Source organism: Maridesulfovibrio spiralis (SeqCode), assembly GCF_048571135.1.
Lineage (GTDB): Bacteria > Desulfobacterota > Desulfovibrionia > Desulfovibrionales > Desulfovibrionaceae > Maridesulfovibrio > Maridesulfovibrio spiralis.
Window position 1 is genome coordinate 4228985 of record NZ_CP182344.1, and the last position, 23396, is coordinate 4252380.

The following is a 23396-nucleotide window of genomic DNA, read 5'->3' on the forward strand; positions in this document are numbered from 1 at the left end:
GAAAAGGGTGAGGTAATATTTTACCTCACCCTTTTTAATTACATCCACTCAAAAGCACGTTTGACCAATTGATAATCTATAGGGCATATAAACGGGTACAGGTTAAGGCTTGTACCCGTTCTTTTTATTTAAATAATTCTTCAGCACACCAAACAACCCATGCCCACTGCACAACAAATACGCTGCATTCTCATAGATGATGAAGCCCCGGCCCTTGATGAACTTAGCTTTCTGCTTTCAGACTTCAAGGATATTGATGTCATAGGCACGGCAACATCAGCCACCAAAGGCATCAAGCTCATCACGGAAAAAGAGCCGGACCTTGTTTTTCTGGACATTCAAATGCCCGGCAAAAACGGATTCCATGTCCTCCATGAATTGATGCAACTGCCGGAACCACCATTGGTGGTCTTCGCTACTGCCTACGATGAATATGCATTACAGGCTTTTGAAGAAAATGCCGTGGATTACATTCTCAAACCCCTTTCCAGCGAGAGACTGACTAAGAGCATTCAAAGAGTGCGCTGTCTCATTTACGCCAACTGTGAAGAAAAAGTGGAAATGCCGGACATGAATGGACTGCTCGGCAGCATAGGCATTGGAGGTGTGGTGCTGCGCATCTCAGTGGAAGCCAATGGAAGAATACTGCTTCTCGAACCGTCCGATGTAATTCTCTGCCGGGTTGAGGACCGTAAAATTATGATCCACACCCAGAAAGGAGTCTTCCCCTGCTACGGAGACAAGACTCTGGATAAGCTGGAAGAGCGCCTGCAGGGCCAGCCCTTTTTCCGCACCAGCCGGGGCGAAATGGTCAACCTGACCCATGTGCGGGACTTTGCCCCATGGTTCAACGGGAAATATGTAGTTACGATGAAGCATATTCCGGAAGAGGAAATCATCATCAGCAAAGGTCGGGTCAAAGATTTCCGCCAGCGTCTGGGACTGGCCTGATCCTTAAACGGTCAGGATTTCATTTTGTAAAGACCGATCCATGCGCTTTTATAACCAAATACGGAAAAACTGAGTTTGAATAAGGCCGCAGTCAAAGCATTGAACAGAAGCATGGGCAGATCATTCTTCTTCAAGAGCAGGCTGCGATCATTTTTTACCCTGAACGGACTCCGGCGAAAGCGGATATCCTTAAGCTTCAACCTGTACTTGGAGGTGAAACCGACCTGCTCATCAGCACCGCTGTAGAAATTCTTTATTCCCTGCGGGTAATACGGTTTCTGATGATCCAGATCGAGCCAGAAATGCGGATGCAGCATGGGCGTGGCAATTAATATCAGACCTCCGGACTTTAAGTAAGCCAGATAACCGTCAATGAATTCAACCAGACTGCTGAACTCAAAGTGCTCAATGATGTGCGAGAGAACGATGAAATCAAACTTTTCATCAGCATGGTTTTCTGCAAACTCATCAAGGGTAACCACATCCAGTCCGCGCTTAACGCATTCCCGGACCTGAAATTCGTTTTTCTCTACTCCCAGAATATTCCTGAAGCCCTGCTCAATCAGGAAATCAGTTTTGCCGCCCCTTCCGCAGCCTACTTCAAGAATACGCATGCTACGGTCCAAAGGCGCAAGAATTTTCTCCCACTGCTTCATTTCATGACGGGACAATTCCTTGGTCAACAAACGGATTTTTTTTCTCAACTCAGGATTCGCAGTCAACATCACAAACTCCTGTCAATGCAGCAAGATACCGGGCCGCATGTGCAGCACCATTCAAATTTACAGAAACCTCTTCGACAACGGTTTCAAGGCAAACGCAAAGGGTTTCGCGCAACTCAGCAACAGACACATCCTGATCAGAAAAAACACCTTGAATCACGGATGATTTATCCGCGAGAACAGCGCCATGCTCTTCCTGCTCGTTATCCTTCATTCCACGCAGCAGAACAACTGAAGGAACCCCGCAAACCATCACATCGGTCAGGCTGTTGTAACCGCCGTAAATTAACGCACTGCGGGAACCACCCAAATCACGCAGGAATTGAGGCCCAACCTGCTTGAAAGTTACGTTCTTCAACCCGTTGAAACAGCTTATGCCCGCCACAGCACCGGGTTCACGCAGATTCATATAAATATTCCAATTTCCATGTTCCGCGCCAATCTCCGATAAAGTCTGCGCCAGCTTATCAAGCAGAACAGCAGTCCCTTCACCGGACCATGGGATAGAAACAACCCCGGCAAGCTTTTCAACGTCAGGATTGCTGCTCTGTAAGGCCCGAAGTTCAGCCATCCGGGACACATATCCTGCTTCATGTGGCCGCACTCCATAATGATTTTCCAGCCGCGCAAGCTCCGCAGATCCGGCCACAGAAGTGTCACCATACCAAAGGATATTGCTATATCCTTCTTTGAATACATCCTGTGCAAGCTCCGACCAGACCTTGCCGACGTCCCCGACAACAGCCCGGATTCCCAACACACGCCGCGTTGCAGGAGAAACATTCAATGACGGCAACAACTCTTTATGCTTTCCCTGCGGGGTATGGTCGGCAAGAAAAACCTTCGGCTGATAGGAAGCAACTATATCGCGGATATTAACCGCCCTTAGTTCGCCCAACAGCTTGTCGTCGATATTGGAATCGCCCTTCACGCCGGAAGATTTCCCGGAAGAAACATTTGTTTTATATGACGGAAGCTTGATCCAATCCAGAGAACCGTCACCGATCAATTCGGCAGTACTTGCACAACCGGTAACCAAAAGCACAGACAAATCGGGAAATAATCGGCGCAAAGCAAGACCAATCCCGACACTGCGGCTGACATGCCCCAGTCCCCTGCCGTCATGGGCATAAATCAAAACATCTAAATTAGAATCCATTAAACAACCTGTGTATAATTAAGCATAGTTATTTCAACGAAATAAAAACTATTTCTCATATCAGTAAAAAATAAGAAAAGGGATTGCTTCCAATTAAAAAAAATAATAGAAATTAGCACGCATGTATTCGTTGTGAATAAGGATTTACATAAGTTTACCTTTCCGTTAGGTATGCCAGCGGTCACGGTGCTGCTACAACGATCCGCATAAAGCGGTAATGATTTAACCCCTGAGAATCGGTACGATAAATGGACAAGACTTACAACATCTTAATGTATTCCCACGACACTTACGGTCTTGGGCACATCCGTCGTACGATGGCTATCGCATCACAGCTGAAATGCAAAGGGGTAAACATCCTTATCCTTACCGGATCCCCCATTGTGGGACGATTCGAATTTCCTGAACAGATTGATTTTGTGCGTGTTCCCGGCATGATCAAAAGATCCAACGACCTTTACGTACCGCACTCCATCAAGATCGAACCTGTGCACGCCATGTCCATCCGCCAATCAATCATTGATGCCACCGCAAAAAGCTTCCGCCCGGACCTGTTCATCGTAGACAAGGCTCCGAAAGGCATGAAGCATGAGATCATGCCCACTCTTGAGTGGATGAAGCAGATCGGACAGACCCGGACAATCCTCGGCCTACGTGACATCATGGATGACTCCGAAAGTACCATCAAGGACTGGACTGACAAAGGCATCTACGACGTGCTGGAGAATCTGTATTCCGAGATCTGGGTATACGGCCATCAAGAATACTACGATCCCATCAAGGAATACGCCATCCCTGAATCCATCAGCAAGAAAATGGTCTTTACCGGATACATTCCCCGTAAAACCCACAGCCGTTCCTGCCCGGAAAAACGCAAAAACGGCAAAAAACTCGTAGTCATCACAGCCGGAGGCGGCGGTGACGGCTACCCGATGATGGATGCATACCTGAAAGCCCTTGAAAAATACAATCCGCAACATTTCAGAACGGTCATGGTCACCGGTCCTTTCATGTCCAAAGAACAGCGGCTTGACCTTTCGCGCCGGGCAAAAAATCTTTCGGTAACATTTTACCATTTCTACAGAAGGATGGAAAAACTGTTCAGCAATGCGGATCTCGTGGTCAGCATGGGCGGCTACAACACCATCTGCGAAATCCTTTCACACAAACAGGTGAGCCTGATTGTTCCCCGCGAAACCCCGCGCCTTGAACAAACTATTCGCGCCAATGTGCTGAAAGAACAGAATCTTGCCGACTTTCTCCCCTGGCATCTGCTTGGTCCTGACACCATCATGGAAAAGGTTAACCACCTGCTGGGCAATTCCAACTCCATTCGGGAAGCCATTAACAACTTCAACTTCACCGGCCTTGAGGTCATGCATGACCGCGTCGGCTACTTTAAAGACAACTGCTGATGACAAATTCTACACAACCAGTCCTTGCAATGATTCTCAAGGGCTATCCACGCATTTCAGAGACATTTATTTCCAATGAAATCAGACTTCTTGAGCAAAGAGGAGTTAAGATTCATATCATTTCCATGCGCAAGCCGCGTGAGAACTTCACCCACAAATCCATTTCCGAAATCAAAGCCGAGGTATCCTACCTGCCCTCAACTGTGGAAGGCTGCCTTGAAGAACTTTTCGGTTCAACAGACATGGATGCCGGGCTCAATGATGAGCGTTACGGCAAAGATGAAGAGTTCACCACCCGCATTGATAAAATCTGGAATGTCTACCGCGAAACCGGTAGCGAAGCCTCTTTCAAGCACATGCTGCAGGCTGAATACATTGTAGAAAAAGTCCTTCCCGGATCAGATATTTTCCATTTCCATGCGCATTTCGCACACTCTCCCTGCTCAGTAGCAAGGAACGCCAGCCGTCTTTCCGGTCTGCCCTTCAGCTTCACCGCGCATGCAAAAGACATTTACACCCAGAAGCCGGAAAAGATCACCGCCAAAATTTCCGAAGCTAAATTTGCCGTAACCTGCACGGGATACAACTGCGATTACCTGCAATCCATTGCCCCGGAAGGCAAACCTATCCACAAAGTTTACCACGGCATTGACCTGAACCTGTTCAGCTCCGATAAGGAATACTCCTGTTCAGGTCCTTATGAAATTTTTACCGTGGCCCGCTTCACCACCAAGAAGGGACTGCCTACTGTATTCAAGGCTCTCAAGAAACTTGAAGAGAAAGGTATCGACTTCAACTACAACATCGTCGGTGACGGTGACGAACGCGAAGAAACCCTCAAGCTGCTGGATGAGCTGGACCTGAACGGCCGCTGCAACTGGCTGGGAACCAAGCCTCACGAAGAAGTTCTGGAACATTACCGCAAAGCTGACCTTTTTGCGCTCGGCTGTGAAATCGCCCCTAACGGCGACCGTGACGGTATCCCCAACGTTCTCGCTGAGAGTATGGCCATGTGCGTTCCCGTTGTTACAACCACTGTTTCCGGTATTCCCGAACTTATCGAGAACGGCAAGACCGGACTGCTCGTCGAACCGGGTGATCATGAATCAATGGCTGACGCCATGGAACGCATGCTCACCGATCAGGAACTGCGTCAAAGCCTGATCCCGGCTGCAAAAGAACGAGTTCATGAAATCTTCGACAACCGCTACTGGATTAACGTACTGGCGGATGTTTATGAACAATATGGAATAAAAGCATAAGATTTGATGCGCTTCGCGCTTTTGATAAATTGATTTCGCCTCCGGCGGTTTAAACCCTTTTGCAAAAGGGTTTAAAAATCCCAAAACCTTTTAGTAGGACTTCGCCTGCTTAGTGTAGGGAACTGCGGGTTGCATAAAAAATAAATTTCATCCCCCAACCAACGCGTTTTGGGAAGGGGGAGAGGAGTCCAGAGGAAAGGGGGAAACACTTTTGGGCGGTAGCAAAAGGCCAAGTTATGGTTCATAGGGCCCTCTCCTCTGGTCCACGAAGGGCCGCCGGAGGCAGCACAATGCGAATAGCTTTTTTTGCACCTCATAAGCATATTGATCACCCCCTTCCATCCGGGGATTTGATCATTGGGCGCACCCTGCACAATTTTCTTGAAGCCCAAGGTCATGACCTGCTTATTGCCAGCCGGACAAGATTACGCCACATCACCGTCAAACCTTTAAAGTGGCCGGGACTGATTCCGGAATTTAAACGCACCCTGAAACGGGTCTGGGACTTTAATCCCGATATCTGGCTGACCTACCACAGCTACTACAAATCCCCGGACCTGCTGGGACCATACATTTCTGCCAGACTGGGCATACCTTACACAATCTATCAGGGTGTCTTTGCCACCAAGTACCGCCGTAATCTCAAGACATGGCCGGGCTACATGTTAAACAAACATGCCCTGCTTCATGCCGACCACGTATTTGCAAACAAAGAAGTAGACTTCCATAACCTCTCCCGGATAATTTTACCGCAAAAGCTCTCACGCACCCACGTTGGAATTGATGTAGAGCAGTTTGAATATAGTTCTTCCGGAGCCGCAGAAATACTCCGGAAGTATAACCTTGAAGGCAAGCAAGTCATCCTGAGTACCGCCATGCTTCGCGAAGATGTGAAGGCCGAAAGCATCACGGACCTCATCAATGCTTTTGCCCCGTTAAGTAAAAAGTTTCCTCAAACAATTCTGCTCATCGCCGGGGACGGTGAAGCCCGCCCCCGCTTGCAGGATTCAGCAGAGCAAAAAACCGGAAACAGCATTGTTTTTCTTGGCCGGGTAAAACGCGAAGAACTATACAAATACTACAGCGCAGCAGATATCTTCGCATATCCGGGCATCAATGAAGCACTGGGAATGGTCTACCTGGAGGCTCAATGCTGCGGCCTTCCCGTTGTGGCTTACTCGACTTCGGGACCGAAAGAGGCTGTAGCGCATGGCGAAACAGGCCTGCTCTCACCGGAAGGAGATATCCCGGCCATGACTGCAAATATTGAAAAGCTGCTGCTTGATTTAAAACTGCGGGCGGCCATGGCGAAGGCCGCACCGATTCGTATAAAAAAGAAGTTCAATCTCAGCACCAACCTACTCGAAGTTGAAGAGCAACTGAACGAAATCAGCCACTGGAGATATTAATGAAATCCGTAAAAATAGCATTTATCCGCCACTCCGTAACCGAATGGAACGAGGCCGGACGCATTCAGGGACACTTTGATTCCCCGCTTTCCGAGCATGGCCGCGAATTGGCCGCCGGATGGCGCAAGACCTTGGAACCGGAAAGATTCGACGCAGTACTGACCAGCGACCTCGGGCGTACCATCGCAACCGCAAATATCATCACCGATGGGCTGGACCTGCCGCTGATCAGTTTGCCCGGACTGCGCGAACAGGATTGGGGCGAATGGTCCGGTCTGACCACCGCCGAACTACATGATAAATTTCCCGGAAAGCTCGAGGCAGAAGTTGCTAAAGGCTGGGGTTTCACCCCCAATGCGGGCGAAAACCGTTTGGATTGCGCCGAACGCAGCATAGCTGCTCTTGAACAAGGCATTGACGAGATCATCCGCACCGTGGATAAGGACGAACTTAAAATTCTGGCAGTCACCCACGAAGGGACAATGAAAACCGTCATCTACAAGCTGCTGGATCACGACTTCATGCCCGGAGATGAAAAGCTCGTGAAGAAACGCAGACTGCACTGGTTGAACTGGAACGGAGAACTTTCCATCGAAAGCCTGAACGAAAAATTATGAAAATTATCCACTACTGCCAACACGTACTCGGAATGGGCCACTTCTTTCGCAGTCTGGAAATAGCCAAAGGGCTGGATCAGGAAGAAGTAATCTTCGTTGCCGGGGGAGAACGCCCTGATCAGCCGCTGCCGCCCAATGTCGAGTACCGCCAGCTGCCCGGTCTGTGCATGAACGAACAGTTCGGCGGGCTGATGCCTACTGACGAAGACCGTGAGCTTGAAGAAGTCAAAAAAGAACGCAGCGCGACACTGCTCAAAGTTTTCGCCGAAGAAAAACCGGATGTATTCCTGATTGAGCTTTTCCCTTTCGGACGCAAAGCCTTCCGCTTTGAACTGCTGCCAGTGCTGGATGAAATCCGGGCAGGCAGATTCGGTGATATTAATGTAGTCTGCTCACTGCGGGATATTTTAGTTGAGCGTGACGACGGCGGCAAGCATGAGGCTCGCTGCGTAAAATACCTGAATAAATATTTCGATCTGCTGCTCATCCATTCCGACCCCAGAATCGCCGCACTGGATGAAACATTTAAAGCTTTCGATCAAATTGAAATTACCTGTGAATATACCGGATTTGCAGCCCGCAAGCCTGCGCTCAATGTTCGTGGAAGGATACGCGATGAACTGGGGGTGACGGAGAATGAAAGACTGCTCATTGCCAGTGCCGGGGGAGGCAAGGTCGGCGGCCCTTTGATGGAATCAGTTCTGGAATCATTTATTGAACTGGACTCAACGGACAGCAAACTGCTCATGCTTACCGGACCTTTTCTGGATGAGGATAAATATGTTTCATTATGCGACACCGCAACAGGCCGCGAAAATATTACTATCCAACGCTTTGCGTCAGATTTCACTGACCTGCTGACCGCAGGTGACGCAATGATTTCCATGGCCGGATACAACACCTGCATGGACATACTCACTTCAGGTATACCCGCAGCAGTACAGCCGTTTTCCTTTAACCATGAACAACGAATGCGTGCCGAAAGGCTGGCTGAATACATCCCGCTGGAAGTACTTGCTACCGAACCGGATATGAAATCCACTATTGAATCTTTGCTGAACCGCCAGCGCACAACAGCGGATCACACTATCGATCTCGAAGGCGCAAGTAACTCATCTAAATTTATCCGCAAACTGAGGTTGAGCTAATGTCCGCCAGACCTGTATCATCAATTTGGAAAAACAATAGTTCCCACCTCACAGAATCTTTCGACCTCTGGTGGCCGGAATTTGAAAGACATATTCCTCAAAACGGCTGCGATGTTTTTTTCAGGGCTGATGATATCGGCTATCCGGGCCAGCAGTTTTCCGTCATGATCGAAACTTTCAAGGAACATGAAACACCTCTGGCTCTTGCCGTTGTTCCGGCTTGGATGAATGAAAACCATCGTGACGTCCTGCTGCGTGAACTGGGACCAGATCTGGATTTATGGTGTCTGCACCAGCACGGCTATCGGCACATGAACCACGAGAAAGAAGGCAAGAAATTCGAATTCGGCCCCTCCCGTTCAAAAAAAACCGTTACCGGAGAACTGGGCCGGGGTAAGGAAAAACTTGCGAACCTTTTAGGGAATAACTTCACCCCATTCTTCACCCCGCCATGGAACCGCTGCTCCATTGAAACAATGGAAGGACTGGTGGAACTCGGCTTCAATGCCATTTCCCGCAGTACCAAAGTTTCACCCAACCCACCGCAGGATCTTCCGGACATTCCGGTCAATATTGATCTGCACACCGTAAGAACAGACACCCCGCAAAATGGACTGGTTAAACTACAAAACCTGATGATTGAAGCAATTGAATCAGGGCATGCCGGGTTCATGCTCCATCATCAACGCATGAACAGAACTTCGCAACTTTTTCTCTCTTACCTGCTCGGAAAAATAAAAACGGCCCCGGAACTCCGGGTCAAAGATATTCGCGAAATTCTATAAACGATCATCCAAAATTTTATTTTACGGCATTGCAATGCAAAAGCATTACAATTCTCAGTATAACACTAATTGTTTATCACGAGCTGCAAAGTAATGGCGAAGATAGCATTTTCCCTTTGCATTTCAGGACATTTCAGTTATTTAATTAGTGTTAATTCGTAATGAAATCATTCATGGGTCAAGGGGTCGATCCATGAAATGCCGTTACTGACAGGCGGACTGATTGCGCCCTTGCCTTTTTCTGCAGTCCGTCAACAGCTCCGGTACTGACCCCGGTACATAAACCGAGCCAGACATGTCGAAGAAAGTTCCATTTCAAAGTCAGAATACCAAGCCGGATATCGCGGCTCAAGTTGTCCTGCCTTTTAAAAAATCACTTGAAATCAGCCTGAAGAGCCTGAAGTCAAGATTCCTGCGCAACATGGTCACCGTAACCAGCTTGATTCTCGCGGTCTCTTTTCTGGCTTATGTACTCGTGGGGAGCGATATTTCCAGCGGATTGTATCATTCAGGTGATCCCGGTCTTATCAAAACACTCGAGAAAACAGGCTATGAACCCGGGGGAAGTGCCAAGGAACGTTGGATCGTCATCCTTTCCCTGCTGGTCTGCACCGTAGGAATTATCAATGCCCAGCTCATGGCTGTTACCGAACGCTTTCGCGAAATCGGGACCATGAAATGCCTCGGAGCACTGGACAGCTTTGTATTGCGTTTGTTTCTGCTTGAAGCATCCATGCAGGGAACAGCCGGAGCTTTGCTCGGTTCCTTATTCGGGGCACTCATCGCGATTCTCATCGGGCTGCTGCGTTTCGGTTTCGATGCCGTAACCATGCTGCCTTTGAATGAGGTCGGCCTTTCGATGCTATACTCCATCGGTGTCGGTTTCGGACTGAGCCTGCTGGGTGTTCTTTATCCCGCATTCATAGCGGCCCGCATGCGTCCCATCGAGGCTATGCGGGTTGAGGAATAAATTTCAAACTGAACAACATAAATATAAAAGGCGAAAGATATGGCCGACCAGCACACCATAGTCCGGGTAACCGGAGTCAAACGTAATTTCAAACTCGGCAACACAAATGTTCAGGCTTTGAAAGGCGTGGACCTTGAAATTTATGCCGGAGAATACCTTTCAATCATGGGGCCTTCCGGGTCCGGTAAATCCACCCTGTTCAATATGATCGGCGGTCTGGACAAACCAACTGAGGGCAAAGTTTACATTGATGAAGTGGATATCGCCCAACTTGACGCCTTCGAGCTGGCATGGCTGCGAAACCGCAAAATCGGCTATATTTTCCAGACCTTCAACCTCATTCAGGTTATGACCGCACTGGAAAACATCACCCTGCCCATGATTTTTGCCGGAGTCCATAACGATGCCGCAGTCGCCAAGGGAATTGAACTGCTGGACCTTGTAGGGCTGAACAAACGCTACAATCACAAGCCGCAGGAACTTTCCGGCGGTCAGCAGCAACGCGTAGCCATCGCAAGGTCACTCGCCAACGACCCGGCCATCATCCTAGCTGATGAACCGACAGGTAACCTTGACCTTTCCACCGGGGAAGAAATCATCAAGCTCATGAACGAACTGAGCAAGGAACGCGGCGTAACCATTATCACCGCGACACATGATTACAAAATGCTCAACGCCTCCGACCGGGTTGTCTGGATTGAGGATGGACTGATCAAGAAAATCGAAGACCGCGACCAGCTCAACATTGACGTGGGCTGTATCCGCATGGCCTGATCACCGGAGGCTTCCCTTAATGTCCAAATTTCCATCTGAGAACAATCCCCAGCGCGGGCACGGCTGTTCAGTCCTGCTGTTTGTCGCCGCCCTGATGCTGCTATGCACCACAGTTCCCGCTATGGCATTCAGTTCAACTGATGCCATCAAGCAGACAATTACTGATCTTTCATCTTTCGGAGACCGCTCCTTCGGTTCACAGGGAGCTAAAAGGGCAGCCGATTACATTGAGATAAAATTCAAAGAACTGGGCGGTTTTAAAACCGGGAAACATCTTTTCCTCGCCCCGGCAATGACCGCCAGCGATACTGTTTTCAGTATTCACAGCGGGAAACAACTCAGCATAAGACCGGCAAAATTCAACGCGATTTCCCCCCCGGCCACCCCTCTGGAAGGACTGAATGGCCCGGTTATTTATGTCGGGAAAGGCTCACTTGATGATTTTAACGGCCTTCCGATTAAAGACGCAATTGTACTGATGGATATGGAATCCGGTAAAAACTGGCTTAATGCTGCCAGTCTCGGAGCTTCCGCCCTTATTTATATTGATAACGGACCGACCCAAAAAGGTTTTTTCGAAGAAAAGCTGGAACTGTCCCCGCTTGATTTTCCCCGCTACTACATGAGTGGTGCCGATGCACTGCTTGAACTTGGCTTAGATGCTAAAATCGGAAGCAAGCTTGTTGCCGAGTCGGGAGAGATTAAGTCCCGCAGTAAATGGAACCGCATAGAAGCTGAAAACGTGTACTGCCTCATCGAGGGCACTGACGAAGAAATGGCCGAAGAACTGGTCATTATTGAAGCATTCTACGACAGCTCCGTATACGTCATGGGAGATTCACCGGGTGCGGACGAAGCTCTGTCCATTGCCTCTCTTCTTGAGATCGGCAAAAAAATGGCCGCCAATCCACCCAAAAGATCTGTGCTCCTGCTGGCCACAACCGGACATGGGCAGTCTTTACACGGTATGCGCGAATTCGCCACCGCAGTTTCAGGTAAAAGTAAGACACTCAAAAAGATCAAGGTTGAGCTGCGTAAAAAGAAAAACGACGCCTCCAAAATCCTTGACGGTCTTGAGCTGGACAATCCACTGGCAACAAAACTGGCCACCGAGAATCCGCAGCTTTTCGCTCTGCTCTCCGAAACCCTGAAAAACCAGATCAAGGATGAAGTTGACATCATCAGCAAAGAACTCATGCACCTTAGATTGCAAGAGGATGCTGATCCTAAAATCATTGCTGAAATTGATCACCGCCGCAAGCTATTGCGTCGAATTTCATGGAAATCCGACTACTCCACCCTGCCAGCGGATGAAATGGCAGCGGTACAGAACCTATTCCCAATGGTTAAGGAAAAAGTTCTCAAGACCAAACATGATATCAAACAGCAACTTACTGCGATCAAAAGTGCCCGTGAACTACGTAAAATTGTACGTTCCAAGGAGCTTGTCTGCGGTATTTCCCTACACCTTTCCAGTCATGGTGAGGGAGTCGGGGCATTCGATCAGGGCTGGTTTTATGAACTTAGGCCTAGAGTCAATCTCTCCAGAACATTTGCACGTATCAACGACATCCTTGAAGATACGGTCCCGGAAGTTGAAAAACAGACCGGAACCGAAGGAATGTACAAGGATACCCTGCGTCCCGACCGTACCCGCCCCTGGCAGACATGGCTGCTTGATGAGCCGCAGTTCAGCAGTGAAATCGGAATCATGTCCGGCAAACTCTGCTTTACTTTCGCGACTGTAAACGACGGACGCGCATTCTGGGGAACTCCTTTCGATACTATCGAGAACGTAAATTGGGATAAAATCGAAAAACAGGCCGAACTGACTGAAGGACTGATCAGAAAAATTTCCAACAGCGAAGGTCCGCTGACTTCCAAGCTGCCGCGCAAAGGCTTCGGCATGGTTAACGGCAAGGCCCGTTTCATACGCCAAGGTGAACTTTTCGCAGATCAGGCCGCTCCGGATGCAGTCTTCATGGGATTTCAGGGTAAAACCAGATTTTACGCCCTATCCGACTCTGAAGGAGACTTCAAATATCAAGGCGTGGCCTCAAAAAAGCTAGTCCAGTCCAAACTGATCATCGAAGGCTACAAATATGATAAAGACGGCAGGATAATCTGGGCCATTGATAAACAGAAAACAGGCAAAAGCGCATACAGGCTTAAGCTGCGCAGACTGGACATGGAGACCAAACTGGTCATGTTCGGCTGCCGCCAGACCACGCTTTTTGACCTGCTGACCCCGCGCACATTCCGCTACATGACCAAAGTCGAAGTGCTGGACGGAGCCCGTGATGCCACACCCATGCATTACTGGTACAGCCGCATAGACACCCGTTCTTCAACGATTGCAAGCGTATTTCTTGAGCCGGAAGTGCCCTTGAAAATGACCCTTTCAGATACTGTACTGAACCGGAAAATGATCCTCATCCATTCCAAACCGAGTGATCCTGCCGGTAAAGGTTACTTCCTTAAAGAATGGCCCATCATCCCCGCAACCGACTACCGAGCTGCACGGGATATGTGGACCCTTCTCGACCCGCGTATTAAAAACCTTGAATCGCACGGGATTGTTAACCAGCAGATCAGAAACCTGGAACAAAAAGGAACCAAAGCTCTGGCGGATGCCGAAACAGCATGGAAAGAACGCCGTTACGACGACTTCATGACCAATGCGCGTAACGCCTGGGCACTGGCCTCCAAGGTATACCTTGATGTAGACCAGACCCAGAAAGACGTACTGGTCGGTGTTCTCTTCTACATCGCCCTGTTCATTCCCTTTGCTTATTGCATGGAAAGGCTGCTCTTCTCCTTCGCGGACATCCACAAGAGAATCCTCGGTTTTCTGGCGGTTCTTTCAGCGGTTATCGCTGTTATTTACTCTGTGCATCCCGCATTTGAACTAACCTACAGCCCCATGGTTGTTATTCTGGCCTTTTTCATTCTCGGCCTCTCAGTCATGGTTTCGCTGATTATTTTCTTCCGCTTTGAAAAAGAAATGATCCTGCTGCAGCAGCGCGCGCATAAGACCCAGACTTCTGAAATCAGCAAATGGAAAGCTTTTACTTCCGCATTTGTAATCGGGGTCAGCAACCTACGCCGCAGAAAGCTCAGGACTTTTCTGACCTGCCTGACCCTGACCATCCTGACCTTTACCATCATGAGCTTCACCGCAGTAAAATCACTGCGTGAACATACCTATGTAAAGTTCAATGACGAAACGCCTTACTACGGCCTGTTTATGAAAAACCTAGGCTGGCACGATCTGCCCCGCGAAACTCTGGGCATTGTCAGCAACGACTTTGATGAAAACGGCATTGTCGCCCCACGCGGCTGGATGGAACTTAAGGACAAAACCACTTCCGCAGTCACCCCGGTCAGCTTCGGAGGCAAGCAGGAAGAAGTTAAGGGGCTGGTAGGCCTAGGAACAATGGAACCGCATGTCAGCGGAATTGATAAAATTCTGATTGACGGAAATTGGCTCATTCCAGGCAACAACAGTCAGATTCTGCTCTCACAGGAAATGGCTGCACGGCTGGGCGCATCAGCCGGTGACTATGTTGATGTATGGGGCAGCAAATTCCTGCTCGTGGGTATATTCGACGGACAAAAATTCACCGAGCATACCGACCTTGACGGCGAACCCATGACCCCGGTCATTTTCCCTTCCGCCGCAGCACAGGAGTTGAGTGAAGTTGAGGCAGAAGCCATTGAATCAGGTGAAGACATTGACACCTTTCAAGGACGTTACACCCATATTTCGGGCGACGTAACAGCCATTATCCCCTACGAAACTCTCATGGCAATGGGCGGACATTTAAAAGCCCTTGCTATCGCTCCCATCTCAGGGGACTTTTCAAAACAGACCGTCAACAGTCTTATTGACCGCTACGGCCTGCCGATCTTCAGTTGTGATTCGAGCGGTACGTATATCTGCCAGTCTTCGGACACCATGAACTACTCCGGTGTGCCGAACATCATCATTCCGCTGATCATTTCCGCGCTCATAGTACTTAACACCATGATCACTAGTGTTTACGAGCGTAAAAAAGAAATTGCGGTATACACTTCCATCGGCATGGCCCCGACCCACGTATCATTCCTGTTCATTGCCGAGGCCATCGCCTTTGCAGTAATCAGCGTAGTCGTAGGTTACCTGATCGCCCAGACCGCATCGGGCCTCTTGGCCGGAACCCCGCTCTGGGCAGGCATGACCGCAAACTATTCATCAATGGCCGGTGTCGCGGCCATGATTCTGGTCATCGCGGTTACCCTGATCTCGGTCATCTATCCCTCAAAGGTAGCAGCGAACATCGCTATCCCGGACGTAAACCGCTCATGGAAAATGCCGGACACCGAAACCAACACCATTGAAGCCACCCTGCCCTTCCTGCTCAAACATAAGGAGCAGCAGGACGCAGGCGGTTTCCTGCTTGAATATCTTGAATCACATACCGAAGTTTCGCACGGACTGTTCTCCACATCCGAGATTGAAGTAAACTTCAGTCAGGAACCGTTGCCGGAATCGGTCTGCGATATCCTTGATGGCTGCCCGGACCACATCACCTGCTTCCGCTTCAACGTGCGGGTCTGGCTTGCTCCTTTTGACTTCGGTGTAAAACAGATGGTCGAACTGAGGTTCCGTCCCTCTGAAGCACATCCGCAATTCCTTGAAGCCGTACTGTTCATCACCCGTGAATCAGGTGAAATCGGAGCTTGGAAACGGTTGAATAAAGACTTTATTAACGCCATCAGAAAACAGTTCCTTATCTGGCGCTCACTTGACCCAGAAAAACAGAAGACATTCCGCGATAAAGTTCCTGAAATGATGGCTTTTGGTTTCACCGGACTGAACACAAGCAACAAACTTGCTGACCTTTAAATATAAGGATTCCACTGATGCATGGTAAAATAAGGAAAAGAGCGATTCTGCTGGGCACACTTTTCGGGCTGCTCATCTGCGCTTTCACACCTTTCAACAATGCCTACTTGAATGCGACACCGCTGGCTGGGGGACATTTCCCTCTGGCCCCGTTCTTCATACTGGCCTGGCTGACCGCGATCTGCGCACTGCATCGTAAACTGTTGCACTCACGTCCGCTGCTGACCGGTCTGGACCTGATGTCCATGTGGATTCTGATGGTCATTGTTTCCGGTATTTCTTACACCGGACTGGCAAGAACGTTCTTCATCAATCTGACCGCCCCCTTTCACTTTGCCACTATCGGCAACAGGTGGAAAGAAGTGCTGCAGCCGCTGCTGCCAGAAGCACTGCATCCTACTGATCCCAAAGCGGTGGAACAGCTCTACAACGGCATCAAGGGTGGACCGTTCATGGACAACCTTGAAATATTCAAGGCTATCCCGTGGGCTGCATGGCTGACTCCGCTGATGTGGTGGGGATTCTTCATTCTGCTTTGCTATTTCATGATGCTCTGCCTGACCAACATTTTCAGCAGACAGTGGGTGGAAAACGAGCGTTTGAATTTCCCGCTCCTGCAGTTGCCCCGTTTCATGGAAGAAGCCATGGATCAGGGTCTGTACGGTTCCTTCCTCGGCAACAAGTTTTTCATGATCGGCCTGATTTTCTGCATCTGCCTGCACCTGATCAACGGGCTGCATTTCTATATTCCGTCCGTGCCGGAAATACCGACTTTGATTCTGGCCGGTAAATACTTTTCCAAGACCGGACTCTTCTCCGGTTTCTACAAACTGAAAATTTACTTCTATCCCGCATTTGTGGGTTTCGCGTTTCTGGCATCGCGCCAGATTTCATTCAGCTTCTGGTTTTTCTTTCTGCTCGGCGGATTATTTTACGGAATCCTCGGTGCTGCGGGTCTGAATATCCCCGCTTCCGCGCTGGGTGTTACCTTCGGCCCGACCCTGACCAGACCAGAAGAAACCCAGATGATAGGTGCGTATCTGGTATTTTTCATCTTCATTATCTGGTTGGCCCGCCAGCACCTCAAGCAGGTGATCAAAGAAGCATTCGGTGCTGAATCAACTCGCGGTGAAGCAGAATGGATGTCCCTGCGATTTTCGTTCTGGGGACTGGCCGTATCCGGCCTGCTGCTCACCGGCTGGTGCGTGTACTTCGGTATTCCGCTGCTGGTGGCGGTTGTGGTTTTGCTGGCCTTCTTCGTTTTTACTCTGGTTGCGTCCAAGGCAATCTGTCAGGGCGGTATTGCCTACTTTACCCTGACAGCCGCCCCCATCGACAGCATCACCACCCTGTTCGGGTCCAAATTTTTCGGATCGGTAGGGATCGCCATCACCGCCATATGCCAGAAGATTCTATTCGTAGACCTTCGCGAATCACTAATGCCGTCACTGGTGCACGGTTCCAAGGTCAATGAGTGGCTGGATAACAAACGACTCTTCCTGCTAGGCATAACCATCATTCTGCTACTCGGCGTGATAGTTTCCTTCGGAGCGATGCTCGTTGTCTGCTACAAATACGGAATTCGCGAATTACAACTGGACTGGGCCACACGTACCTCCATGAACGTGTACGACAATGTGGTACGCATAATTCAGGAACCGGCAGCAGCTTCACATTGGGTGACCACCTTCGCCACTATTGGAGCGGTGGTTATGTTCACGCTGGTGCTGGCCTATAACAGACTGCCTTGGTGGCCGCTGCATCCGATCGGATATCTGACCGCATACAGCTCAGCCATGAAAATCCTCTGGTTCAGCTTTTTCCTCGGATGGATGTGCAACCAGCTGACACTCCGCTACGGCGGCGTGGGACTTTTTAAACGAGTACGCTACCTATTCTTCGGACTGATCATGGGAGATTTTCTCATGGGTGGAATGTGGGCACTCTACGGACTATACGCAGGACAGAGCTATCAGGTCCTGCCGGGTTAAAAATGCCTCCGGCGGCGCTTTCAGCGGGACCAAAGAACCCTTTTGAAAAAGGGTTCTCTGGACTCTCCTAAAACTTTTATTAAGCTTCGCTGGATAGTATTCAAGAGTAAAATAATTTTTAAATAGACGCATTAACATCAACTGCGGCGAAGCCCAATATAAGGTCTTGGGATTCTTAAACCCTTTTGCAAAAGGGTTTAAGCCCCCGGAGGGCCGCCGGAGGCAACCATATGCACGACGATAAAGAGTTACAAGAATATCGGGACTTACTGAAGACGCCGACCAAATTTGAAGAAGGTTTCGACTGGAAAACTGTAGTCGGTGCCATCTTCATCGGCTTTTTGATGATGCCGGGTAGTATGTACCTGCAGCTGGTCATCGGTCAGGGTATCGGCCCTGCTGCACGCTGGGTTACCATCATCCTCTTCGCCGAGATCGCCAAAAGATCGTACACCGAGCTGAAACAACAGGAAATTTTCCTGCTCTACTACATGGCCGGGGCGGCGTTGGCTTCGCCATTTTCGGGCCTTCTATGGCAACAATATTTAGTGCAGTCAGATGCGGCACGAATGCTGGGTCTTACGGAATTCATCCCTGCGTGGGTAGCTCCGCAGCCGGGTTCCGATTCTCTCATTGAGCGAACCTTTTTCCACCGCGACTGGCTCATACCGATTTTACTGCTGGTCGGTGCGCAGATTGTTCAACGAATAGACCATTTCGGACTGGGTTACGCCCTATACCGCATCACTTCTGATGTTGAAAAGCTGCCTTTCCCCATGGCTCCGGTCGGCGCACTGGGTACTATGGCACTTGCTGAATCTACAGAAGAGAAAAAGGCCAGCTGGAAATGGCGGGTATTCTCTGTCGGGGGTGTTATCGGCCTTGCTTTCGGGGCCATCTACGTCCTGCTTCCTGCGGTTTCAGGGCTGCTATTCACCGAACCAATCAGGATTATTCCCATACCTTGGGTTGAACTAACGCCATATACGGAAAAGATTCTGCCAGCTGTTGCAACCGGTATCCAGTTTGATCTGGGTCTGTTCTTCATTGGTATGGTACTGCCATTCTGGGCTGTCATAGGTGGTCTTATCGGAATCGTGATCACAATTGTAGCCAACCCTGTTCTCTATGAACACGGAATCCTGCACCGCTGGCATCCCGGCATGGAAACCGTTGAAACGGTATTTGCCAACAACTTTGACTTTTACATGAGTTTCTCCATCGGACTTGGTCTGGCCATCGGTTTCATCGGTATTTACTACGTGGTCAAATCCTTCCGGGGGGAACATGCCAAAAGCCGAGAATCGTGGAGTAAACTTTTTGAACCGCCGGAAGGACGCGGAGACATCAACTTCTGGGTCTCTATTGCGATTTATGTGTTCTCAACCCTTGCCTACGTAGGCATGAGTTTGCTGCTCGTCCCCAACTTCCCGTGGATATTTTTCCTGCTCTACGGATTTATCTACACACCGGTAATCTCGTACATTACCGCTCGAATGGAAGGTATTGCCGGACAGTTTGTTAGCTTGCCCCTTGTGCGTGAAGCGAGCTTTATCGCCGGGGCTAAGTTTTTCGGCTATCAGGGTATCGAAATCTGGTACGCGCCGATCCCGATCCACAACTACGGAGAAGCAACAGTCCATTTCCGCGAGATCGAGCTAACCGGGACATCCATCCGGGGCATCATCAAAGCGGAGCTGGTTGTTTTCCCGGTAGTCATGATCGCCAGCCTGCTCTTTTCACAGTTCATCTGGCAACTGGCGCCCATTCCTTCTTCCAACTACCCTTATGCGCAGGAACTATGGCATCTGCAGGCACTGAACACCCTGCTCATGCAAACGTCCACTCTTGAGGGCAACTCACTATTCTTTCAAGCACTAAGCGGACCTGTGGTCATGGGAGGTATCAGTCTAGGGTTGATTCTCTATGCGATATTAAACACTCTGGGACTGCCTGTACTGCTGGTTTACGGTGTTGTCAGGGGGCTTGGGCAAAGTACGCCGCATGGATTTATTCTAGAGGTAACAGGAGCACTCATCGGCCGCTACTTCTTCCAGAAAAAATACGGCGCAATGTGGCGTCAGTATGCCCCGGTTCTGCTGGCAGGTTTCTCATGCGGAATGGGCTTGACCGGTATGTTTGCAATGGGCTGTACCCTTATCCTGAAATCACTGGGCAAAATGGCTTATTAATTATCCAAAACTGCTATGTTTAAACCAGAACAGGATAATAATTATTACTTTGCGGATGGATTAAAAATAGTTTAGTAACTTTGCTCTGGATTAATAATCCGTTTTATAGTGCCTTGAATGATTTCGCGCCCTTAGCTGAACTGTAAAGTAAGGGCTTTGCATAAAGGATAAGTGATGGATCGTAAGAATATAGCGTGGGACGGCATCAGTTTTGATGTCCCTCATAGATTTGAAGTAAGCGGAATTGATAAGAGATTCCTGCAGCTTGATAACGGAGAACAACCCTGTATTGAACTTCGCTGGTATGATGCAGGACGGACCTACAAAGAAAAGACTTATTTCAGACAGCTGGCTAAAAAGATTGAATCAGCCTCCGGCTTGAAAATCGAATCCACAGTGCTGCCGTCTTCGTGGAAAACTCCACTCAAAAAATACAATACCACTGCTTTTTACTGGCAATCCGACCTAGCCACCGGACGTGGGGTGATGTTCTACTGCAATAAAGCCAGTAAAGTTATGCTGATTCAGTTCATCGGTAAAAATGACGAACAAATCGACGAAGCCGCTGTTATTCTTTTTGAAACCCTGCAATTCAGCAATCCGGAGAAGGATCAGTGCTGGCATATCTACGACATGAAGGCCACCCTTCCCGGCAGCATGAAGCTTGAATCTTTTGAATTTAAACCCGGAAGATTCAACATAACACTTGCCGACCAGACTGAAACCATCGGTCTATACCGCTTCAGTCCTGCAGAGATAATCCTCAAAGAGCAAACCCTAGGTGAATTTTCCAAAAAATTGTTTGATGAAGATATCAAGAAGATGAGCCTTTCAATCGCTGAACTTGAGTACGGCGAAGGCTCAACCTGCATGTTCGGTCAGGCCAAAGGCCCCTCAACTACAGCTTTGGCGCTTTCAAAACTCAGTTCCAAACGCAGACCGTACGGACAAATCGAAATCCGTTACACGCAGGAAAGTAACCGTATTCTGGCTGTAATGGTCAAATCCCGTCAGGAGATCCCTGAAGACCGAGCCAAAACTATCTTCAAGCAATATGAAATTATTCAGTAAGAAAAAACAAATTATCCCGGAAATGACTCGTGGAGAGGCCATGTCCTGCAAACCAGTCAAGAACCGGGATATAGATGAAACCCGCATGGATAGTGGACTGCTAATGCTGTCCTATCCATTGCGGTTGAAGCCCTTATTTGCTGATGTTGCGAAGAGATTCGGCATGTGGAAAGACGGTTCCCCGCCCATAAAAAGACTGGAACTCGATGAAATGGGAACACTTGTATGGGATATGATCGACGGAAAAAACAGCGTCCGCAAGATTGCGGAAGAGTTTGCTGCTAAATATCAGGTACTGCCCCGAGAAGCAGAGGTTGCGACGGCTTCATTTCTCAGAGATTTAGGAAAGAGGGGCTTGATAGCTTTCAGAGGCAAACACTCAGGATAACAGAAACAGATCAAGCGCAAGTAAAATAGTTCTAGCCGCAAGTCAGTTTTATATATTCCTCAAAACTGACACCGTTCCAAACCTTACTCACCCAGTAGGCAGAAGCCCATATCATCAGAGAAGAAGACTGAACGTCAGACAAGCGCTTCAGCTTGGCCTCAAGATTTGGCCAACTAACGCCATGACTGCTATGGACATTCTCGCTTTCACATGCTTCTTCAACCTGCAAAAAGAGGTATGCTCCTTTACACTGGTTAGGCAGAATCTTAACGCCCTCATACGCTTCCAACACAGTTTTAAGCTCAGCAACGTTAAGCTCCTGCGCAACAGACCGCATGGATTTGAAAAACATATCCACAGCCCACGGAAGAATAAATTCAGCCCCGGCACTTTTGGTTTTGAAATAATTTTTAAGCCATTGTTCGTGATCGTGAGTAATTCTGGCTGCAACCTGCGGCATATCATCCTCCTGAAAATACTCCTCTACTGATAACAATAATTTAATAACCGCATTAACCAAATATATCAAGACTTTTTCTAGAAAATCATCAGAGCTGACTAGCGATCAAAACTCTCACGTATCTGTTTAAAAAGACTAAATAAAAGTGCTCCGGGAACAGACTTACCATTAATTTCCATACTATCAATACGCACAACAGTGTTATTATTGGGCGTTACATTCTCCTCAGTAACCAATACAATTTTCTTTTGGGCAGGAGCATCACTTTCACTGGCATCAATAACTAAAACCCATTTTCCGCCGTTGTCTTTCCATTTCAGATCAACACTTCGATGACAAGTCACACTATCCTCAAGAAGCTTTACAAAATCTTCCAAGGAGAAGTGCTTGCGACCTTTACCCGCCACACCAAGATATTCCCCTTCCGAATTGCGAATGACCAAAGGCTGCTCAAGATATTCAGCAGTTGGAAAAGAAGAATCATCCGGCTCGTTATTTCCTGCCTTCAACAGCCTGTACAATTCAGCCCGGTCACGCTTAAGACGGCCGATCTCCATTGCCATGTCCATTATCCGTTCATTGGTTTCCGCTGACAGCTTACGTTTTTCGCTACGCAGAGTGGAAAGCTCTTCACGCAAATCTCGCAGCTCCACCTGGAAAAGAGCCTGATTTGATAGCAGATCCGAAACCTTCCCCAAAACAGAGGACAACCCTTTGATAACGGTCTGCATGTCAGAGCTGGGCTCAAGCCCCGCTGAGTTGATCAACTGTTGATCATAATTTATTGTATTGACTAATGCACCGAACTTTAAGCTTAATTCGTTTTCAATTTGTTCAGTTGTCCAATTCATTCCATACATTTCACGAATCCTCCTGAAAATTTCTACCACCTCAATTGAGTACTTCTGCCTGCGCCCGCCGTCCCCTATAGAAGGTATAAATTTCGAATATTTATCCTTATAGTAGACTACTGTAGAAGGAGGGATACCCAATCTTCTCCCAACCTCTCTTAAACTCAAATATTGACTAGACATACCAACTGCTCATTTGTTGCTCATTTTTTTAAATTAATTACACAATAACCCAACTAACTGCACAAATCAACATCTTTTGAACCATAAATCAAACAACTGAACAGCACTTTGAACAATATAAAAACACAGCATCAACAAAACCATTGCGGCTCAACAAAAC

At 48.6% G+C, this 23396-nt stretch carries 18 protein-coding genes; 14 read left to right on the top strand and 4 right to left on the bottom strand.

What is annotated here, in order from left to right; all coding sequences use genetic code 11:
• Positions 1-159: 159 nt before the first annotated feature.
• On the top strand, positions 160-951 hold the full coding sequence (locus tag ACNI29_RS18965) for a LytR/AlgR family response regulator transcription factor (RefSeq protein ID WP_419779928.1): 792 nt from the start codon (positions 160-162) through the stop codon (positions 949-951).
• Positions 952-962: 11 nt separating this feature from the next.
• Here the strand turns inward: ACNI29_RS18965 and ACNI29_RS18970 are convergent, their stop codons facing one another.
• Together ACNI29_RS18970 and ACNI29_RS18975 are read right to left on the bottom strand one after the other, a co-directional pair.
• Entirely contained in the window at positions 963-1676 is a 714-nt protein-coding gene (locus ACNI29_RS18970; RefSeq protein ID WP_419779929.1) for a class I SAM-dependent methyltransferase, read from the bottom strand.
• Entirely contained in the window at positions 1657-2832 is a 1176-nt protein-coding gene (locus ACNI29_RS18975; RefSeq protein WP_419779930.1) for a hypothetical protein, read from the bottom strand. The genes ACNI29_RS18970 and ACNI29_RS18975 overlap by 20 nt, the downstream gene beginning before the upstream one ends.
• Positions 2833-3080: 248 nt before the next feature.
• Between ACNI29_RS18975 and ACNI29_RS18980 the strand changes: the two genes are divergently transcribed.
• The 13 genes from ACNI29_RS18980 to ACNI29_RS19040 all read left to right on the top strand — a co-directional run bounded on the left by ACNI29_RS18980 (position 3081) and on the right by ACNI29_RS19040 (position 21742).
• Complete coding sequence (locus ACNI29_RS18980; protein ID WP_419779931.1) at positions 3081-4247, top strand: glycosyltransferase family protein; 1167 nt, start codon at positions 3081-3083, stop codon at positions 4245-4247.
• Entirely contained in the window at positions 4247-5509 is a 1263-nt protein-coding gene (locus ACNI29_RS18985) for a glycosyltransferase family 4 protein (RefSeq protein WP_419779932.1), read from the top strand. Before ACNI29_RS18980 ends, ACNI29_RS18985 begins: the two co-directional genes overlap by 1 nt.
• A 290-nt stretch (positions 5510-5799) precedes the next feature.
• A complete protein-coding gene (locus tag ACNI29_RS18990; RefSeq protein WP_419779933.1) occupies positions 5800-6918 on the top strand; it encodes a glycosyltransferase family 4 protein in 1119 nt (372 codons plus the stop codon).
• Positions 6918-7535, top strand: a complete 618-nt coding sequence (locus ACNI29_RS18995; protein WP_419779934.1) for a histidine phosphatase family protein — start codon at positions 6918-6920, stop codon at positions 7533-7535. Before ACNI29_RS18990 ends, ACNI29_RS18995 begins: the two co-directional genes overlap by 1 nt.
• A complete protein-coding gene (locus ACNI29_RS19000) occupies positions 7532-8683 on the top strand; it encodes a glycosyltransferase family protein (protein WP_419779936.1) in 1152 nt (383 codons plus the stop codon). The genes ACNI29_RS18995 and ACNI29_RS19000 overlap by 4 nt, the downstream gene beginning before the upstream one ends.
• Positions 8683-9468: a polysaccharide deacetylase family protein gene (locus tag ACNI29_RS19005; RefSeq protein ID WP_419779937.1), complete on the top strand. Its 786-nt coding sequence runs from the start codon at positions 8683-8685 to the stop codon at positions 9466-9468. Before ACNI29_RS19000 ends, ACNI29_RS19005 begins: the two co-directional genes overlap by 1 nt.
• 295 nt (positions 9469-9763) lie before the next feature.
• A complete protein-coding gene (locus ACNI29_RS19010) occupies positions 9764-10438 on the top strand; it encodes an ABC transporter permease (protein WP_419779938.1) in 675 nt (224 codons plus the stop codon).
• Positions 10439-10477: 39 nt separating this feature from the next.
• Positions 10478-11212 (top strand): ABC transporter ATP-binding protein, encoded by a 735-nt coding sequence (locus tag ACNI29_RS19015; RefSeq protein ID WP_419779939.1) that lies wholly within the window; start codon positions 10478-10480, stop codon positions 11210-11212.
• Positions 11213-11231: 19 nt separating this feature from the next.
• Positions 11232-16100 carry an FtsX-like permease family protein gene (locus ACNI29_RS19020; protein WP_419779940.1) on the top strand — a complete coding sequence of 1623 codons (4869 nt, stop codon included), beginning with the start codon at positions 11232-11234 and terminating at the stop codon, positions 16098-16100.
• A gap of 17 nt (positions 16101-16117) precedes the next feature.
• Positions 16118-18091, top strand: coding sequence for a DUF6785 family protein (locus ACNI29_RS19025; RefSeq protein ID WP_419779941.1), 1974 nt, complete (start codon positions 16118-16120; stop codon positions 18089-18091).
• Positions 18092-18321: 230 nt separating this feature from the next.
• On the top strand, positions 18322-20283 hold the full coding sequence (locus tag ACNI29_RS19030; protein ID WP_419779942.1) for an OPT family oligopeptide transporter: 1962 nt from the start codon (positions 18322-18324) through the stop codon (positions 20281-20283).
• A 174-nt stretch (positions 20284-20457) separates the two neighbouring features.
• Positions 20458-21354, top strand: a complete 897-nt coding sequence (locus ACNI29_RS19035; protein ID WP_419779943.1) for a hypothetical protein — start codon at positions 20458-20460, stop codon at positions 21352-21354.
• Complete coding sequence (locus ACNI29_RS19040) at positions 21338-21742, top strand: PqqD family protein (RefSeq protein WP_419779944.1); 405 nt, start codon at positions 21338-21340, stop codon at positions 21740-21742. The genes ACNI29_RS19035 and ACNI29_RS19040 overlap by 17 nt, the downstream gene beginning before the upstream one ends.
• Before the next feature lie 31 nt (positions 21743-21773).
• On the opposite strand, the gene ACNI29_RS19045 is transcribed toward ACNI29_RS19040, so the two are convergent.
• On the bottom strand, positions 21774-22202 hold the full coding sequence (locus ACNI29_RS19045; RefSeq protein WP_419779945.1) for a hypothetical protein: 429 nt from the start codon (positions 22200-22202) through the stop codon (positions 21774-21776).
• A 98-nt stretch (positions 22203-22300) separates the two neighbouring features.
• Positions 22301-23236, bottom strand: coding sequence for a MerR family transcriptional regulator (locus tag ACNI29_RS19050; protein ID WP_419779946.1), 936 nt, complete (start codon positions 23234-23236; stop codon positions 22301-22303).
• Between the last annotated feature and the right edge of the window lie 160 nt (positions 23237-23396).

Excerpts from the sequence above, each read along its gene's own strand:
- ACNI29_RS18965 (WP_419779928.1), top strand. The coding sequence starts at position 160 with ATGCCCACTGCACAACAAATACGCTGCATTCTCATAGATGATGAAGCC.
- ACNI29_RS18970 (WP_419779929.1), bottom strand. The coding sequence starts at position 1,676 with ATGTTGACTGCGAATCCTGAGTTGAGAAAAAAAATCCGTTTGTTGACC.
- ACNI29_RS18975 (WP_419779930.1), bottom strand. The coding sequence starts at position 2,832 with ATGGATTCTAATTTAGATGTTTTGATTTATGCCCATGACGGCAGGGGA.
- ACNI29_RS18980 (WP_419779931.1), top strand. The coding sequence starts at position 3,081 with ATGGACAAGACTTACAACATCTTAATGTATTCCCACGACACTTACGGT.
- ACNI29_RS18985 (WP_419779932.1), top strand. The coding sequence starts at position 4,247 with ATGACAAATTCTACACAACCAGTCCTTGCAATGATTCTCAAGGGCTAT.
- ACNI29_RS18990 (WP_419779933.1), top strand. The coding sequence starts at position 5,800 with ATGCGAATAGCTTTTTTTGCACCTCATAAGCATATTGATCACCCCCTT.
- ACNI29_RS18995 (WP_419779934.1), top strand. The coding sequence starts at position 6,918 with ATGAAATCCGTAAAAATAGCATTTATCCGCCACTCCGTAACCGAATGG.
- ACNI29_RS19000 (WP_419779936.1), top strand. The coding sequence starts at position 7,532 with ATGAAAATTATCCACTACTGCCAACACGTACTCGGAATGGGCCACTTC.
- ACNI29_RS19005 (WP_419779937.1), top strand. The coding sequence starts at position 8,683 with ATGTCCGCCAGACCTGTATCATCAATTTGGAAAAACAATAGTTCCCAC.
- ACNI29_RS19010 (WP_419779938.1), top strand. The coding sequence starts at position 9,764 with ATGTCGAAGAAAGTTCCATTTCAAAGTCAGAATACCAAGCCGGATATC.
- ACNI29_RS19015 (WP_419779939.1), top strand. The coding sequence starts at position 10,478 with ATGGCCGACCAGCACACCATAGTCCGGGTAACCGGAGTCAAACGTAAT.
- ACNI29_RS19020 (WP_419779940.1), top strand. The coding sequence starts at position 11,232 with ATGTCCAAATTTCCATCTGAGAACAATCCCCAGCGCGGGCACGGCTGT.
- ACNI29_RS19025 (WP_419779941.1), top strand. The coding sequence starts at position 16,118 with ATGCATGGTAAAATAAGGAAAAGAGCGATTCTGCTGGGCACACTTTTC.
- ACNI29_RS19030 (WP_419779942.1), top strand. The coding sequence starts at position 18,322 with ATGCACGACGATAAAGAGTTACAAGAATATCGGGACTTACTGAAGACG.
- ACNI29_RS19035 (WP_419779943.1), top strand. The coding sequence starts at position 20,458 with ATGGATCGTAAGAATATAGCGTGGGACGGCATCAGTTTTGATGTCCCT.
- ACNI29_RS19040 (WP_419779944.1), top strand. The coding sequence starts at position 21,338 with ATGAAATTATTCAGTAAGAAAAAACAAATTATCCCGGAAATGACTCGT.
- ACNI29_RS19045 (WP_419779945.1), bottom strand. The coding sequence starts at position 22,202 with ATGCCGCAGGTTGCAGCCAGAATTACTCACGATCACGAACAATGGCTT.
- ACNI29_RS19050 (WP_419779946.1), bottom strand. The coding sequence starts at position 23,236 with ATGTCTAGTCAATATTTGAGTTTAAGAGAGGTTGGGAGAAGATTGGGT.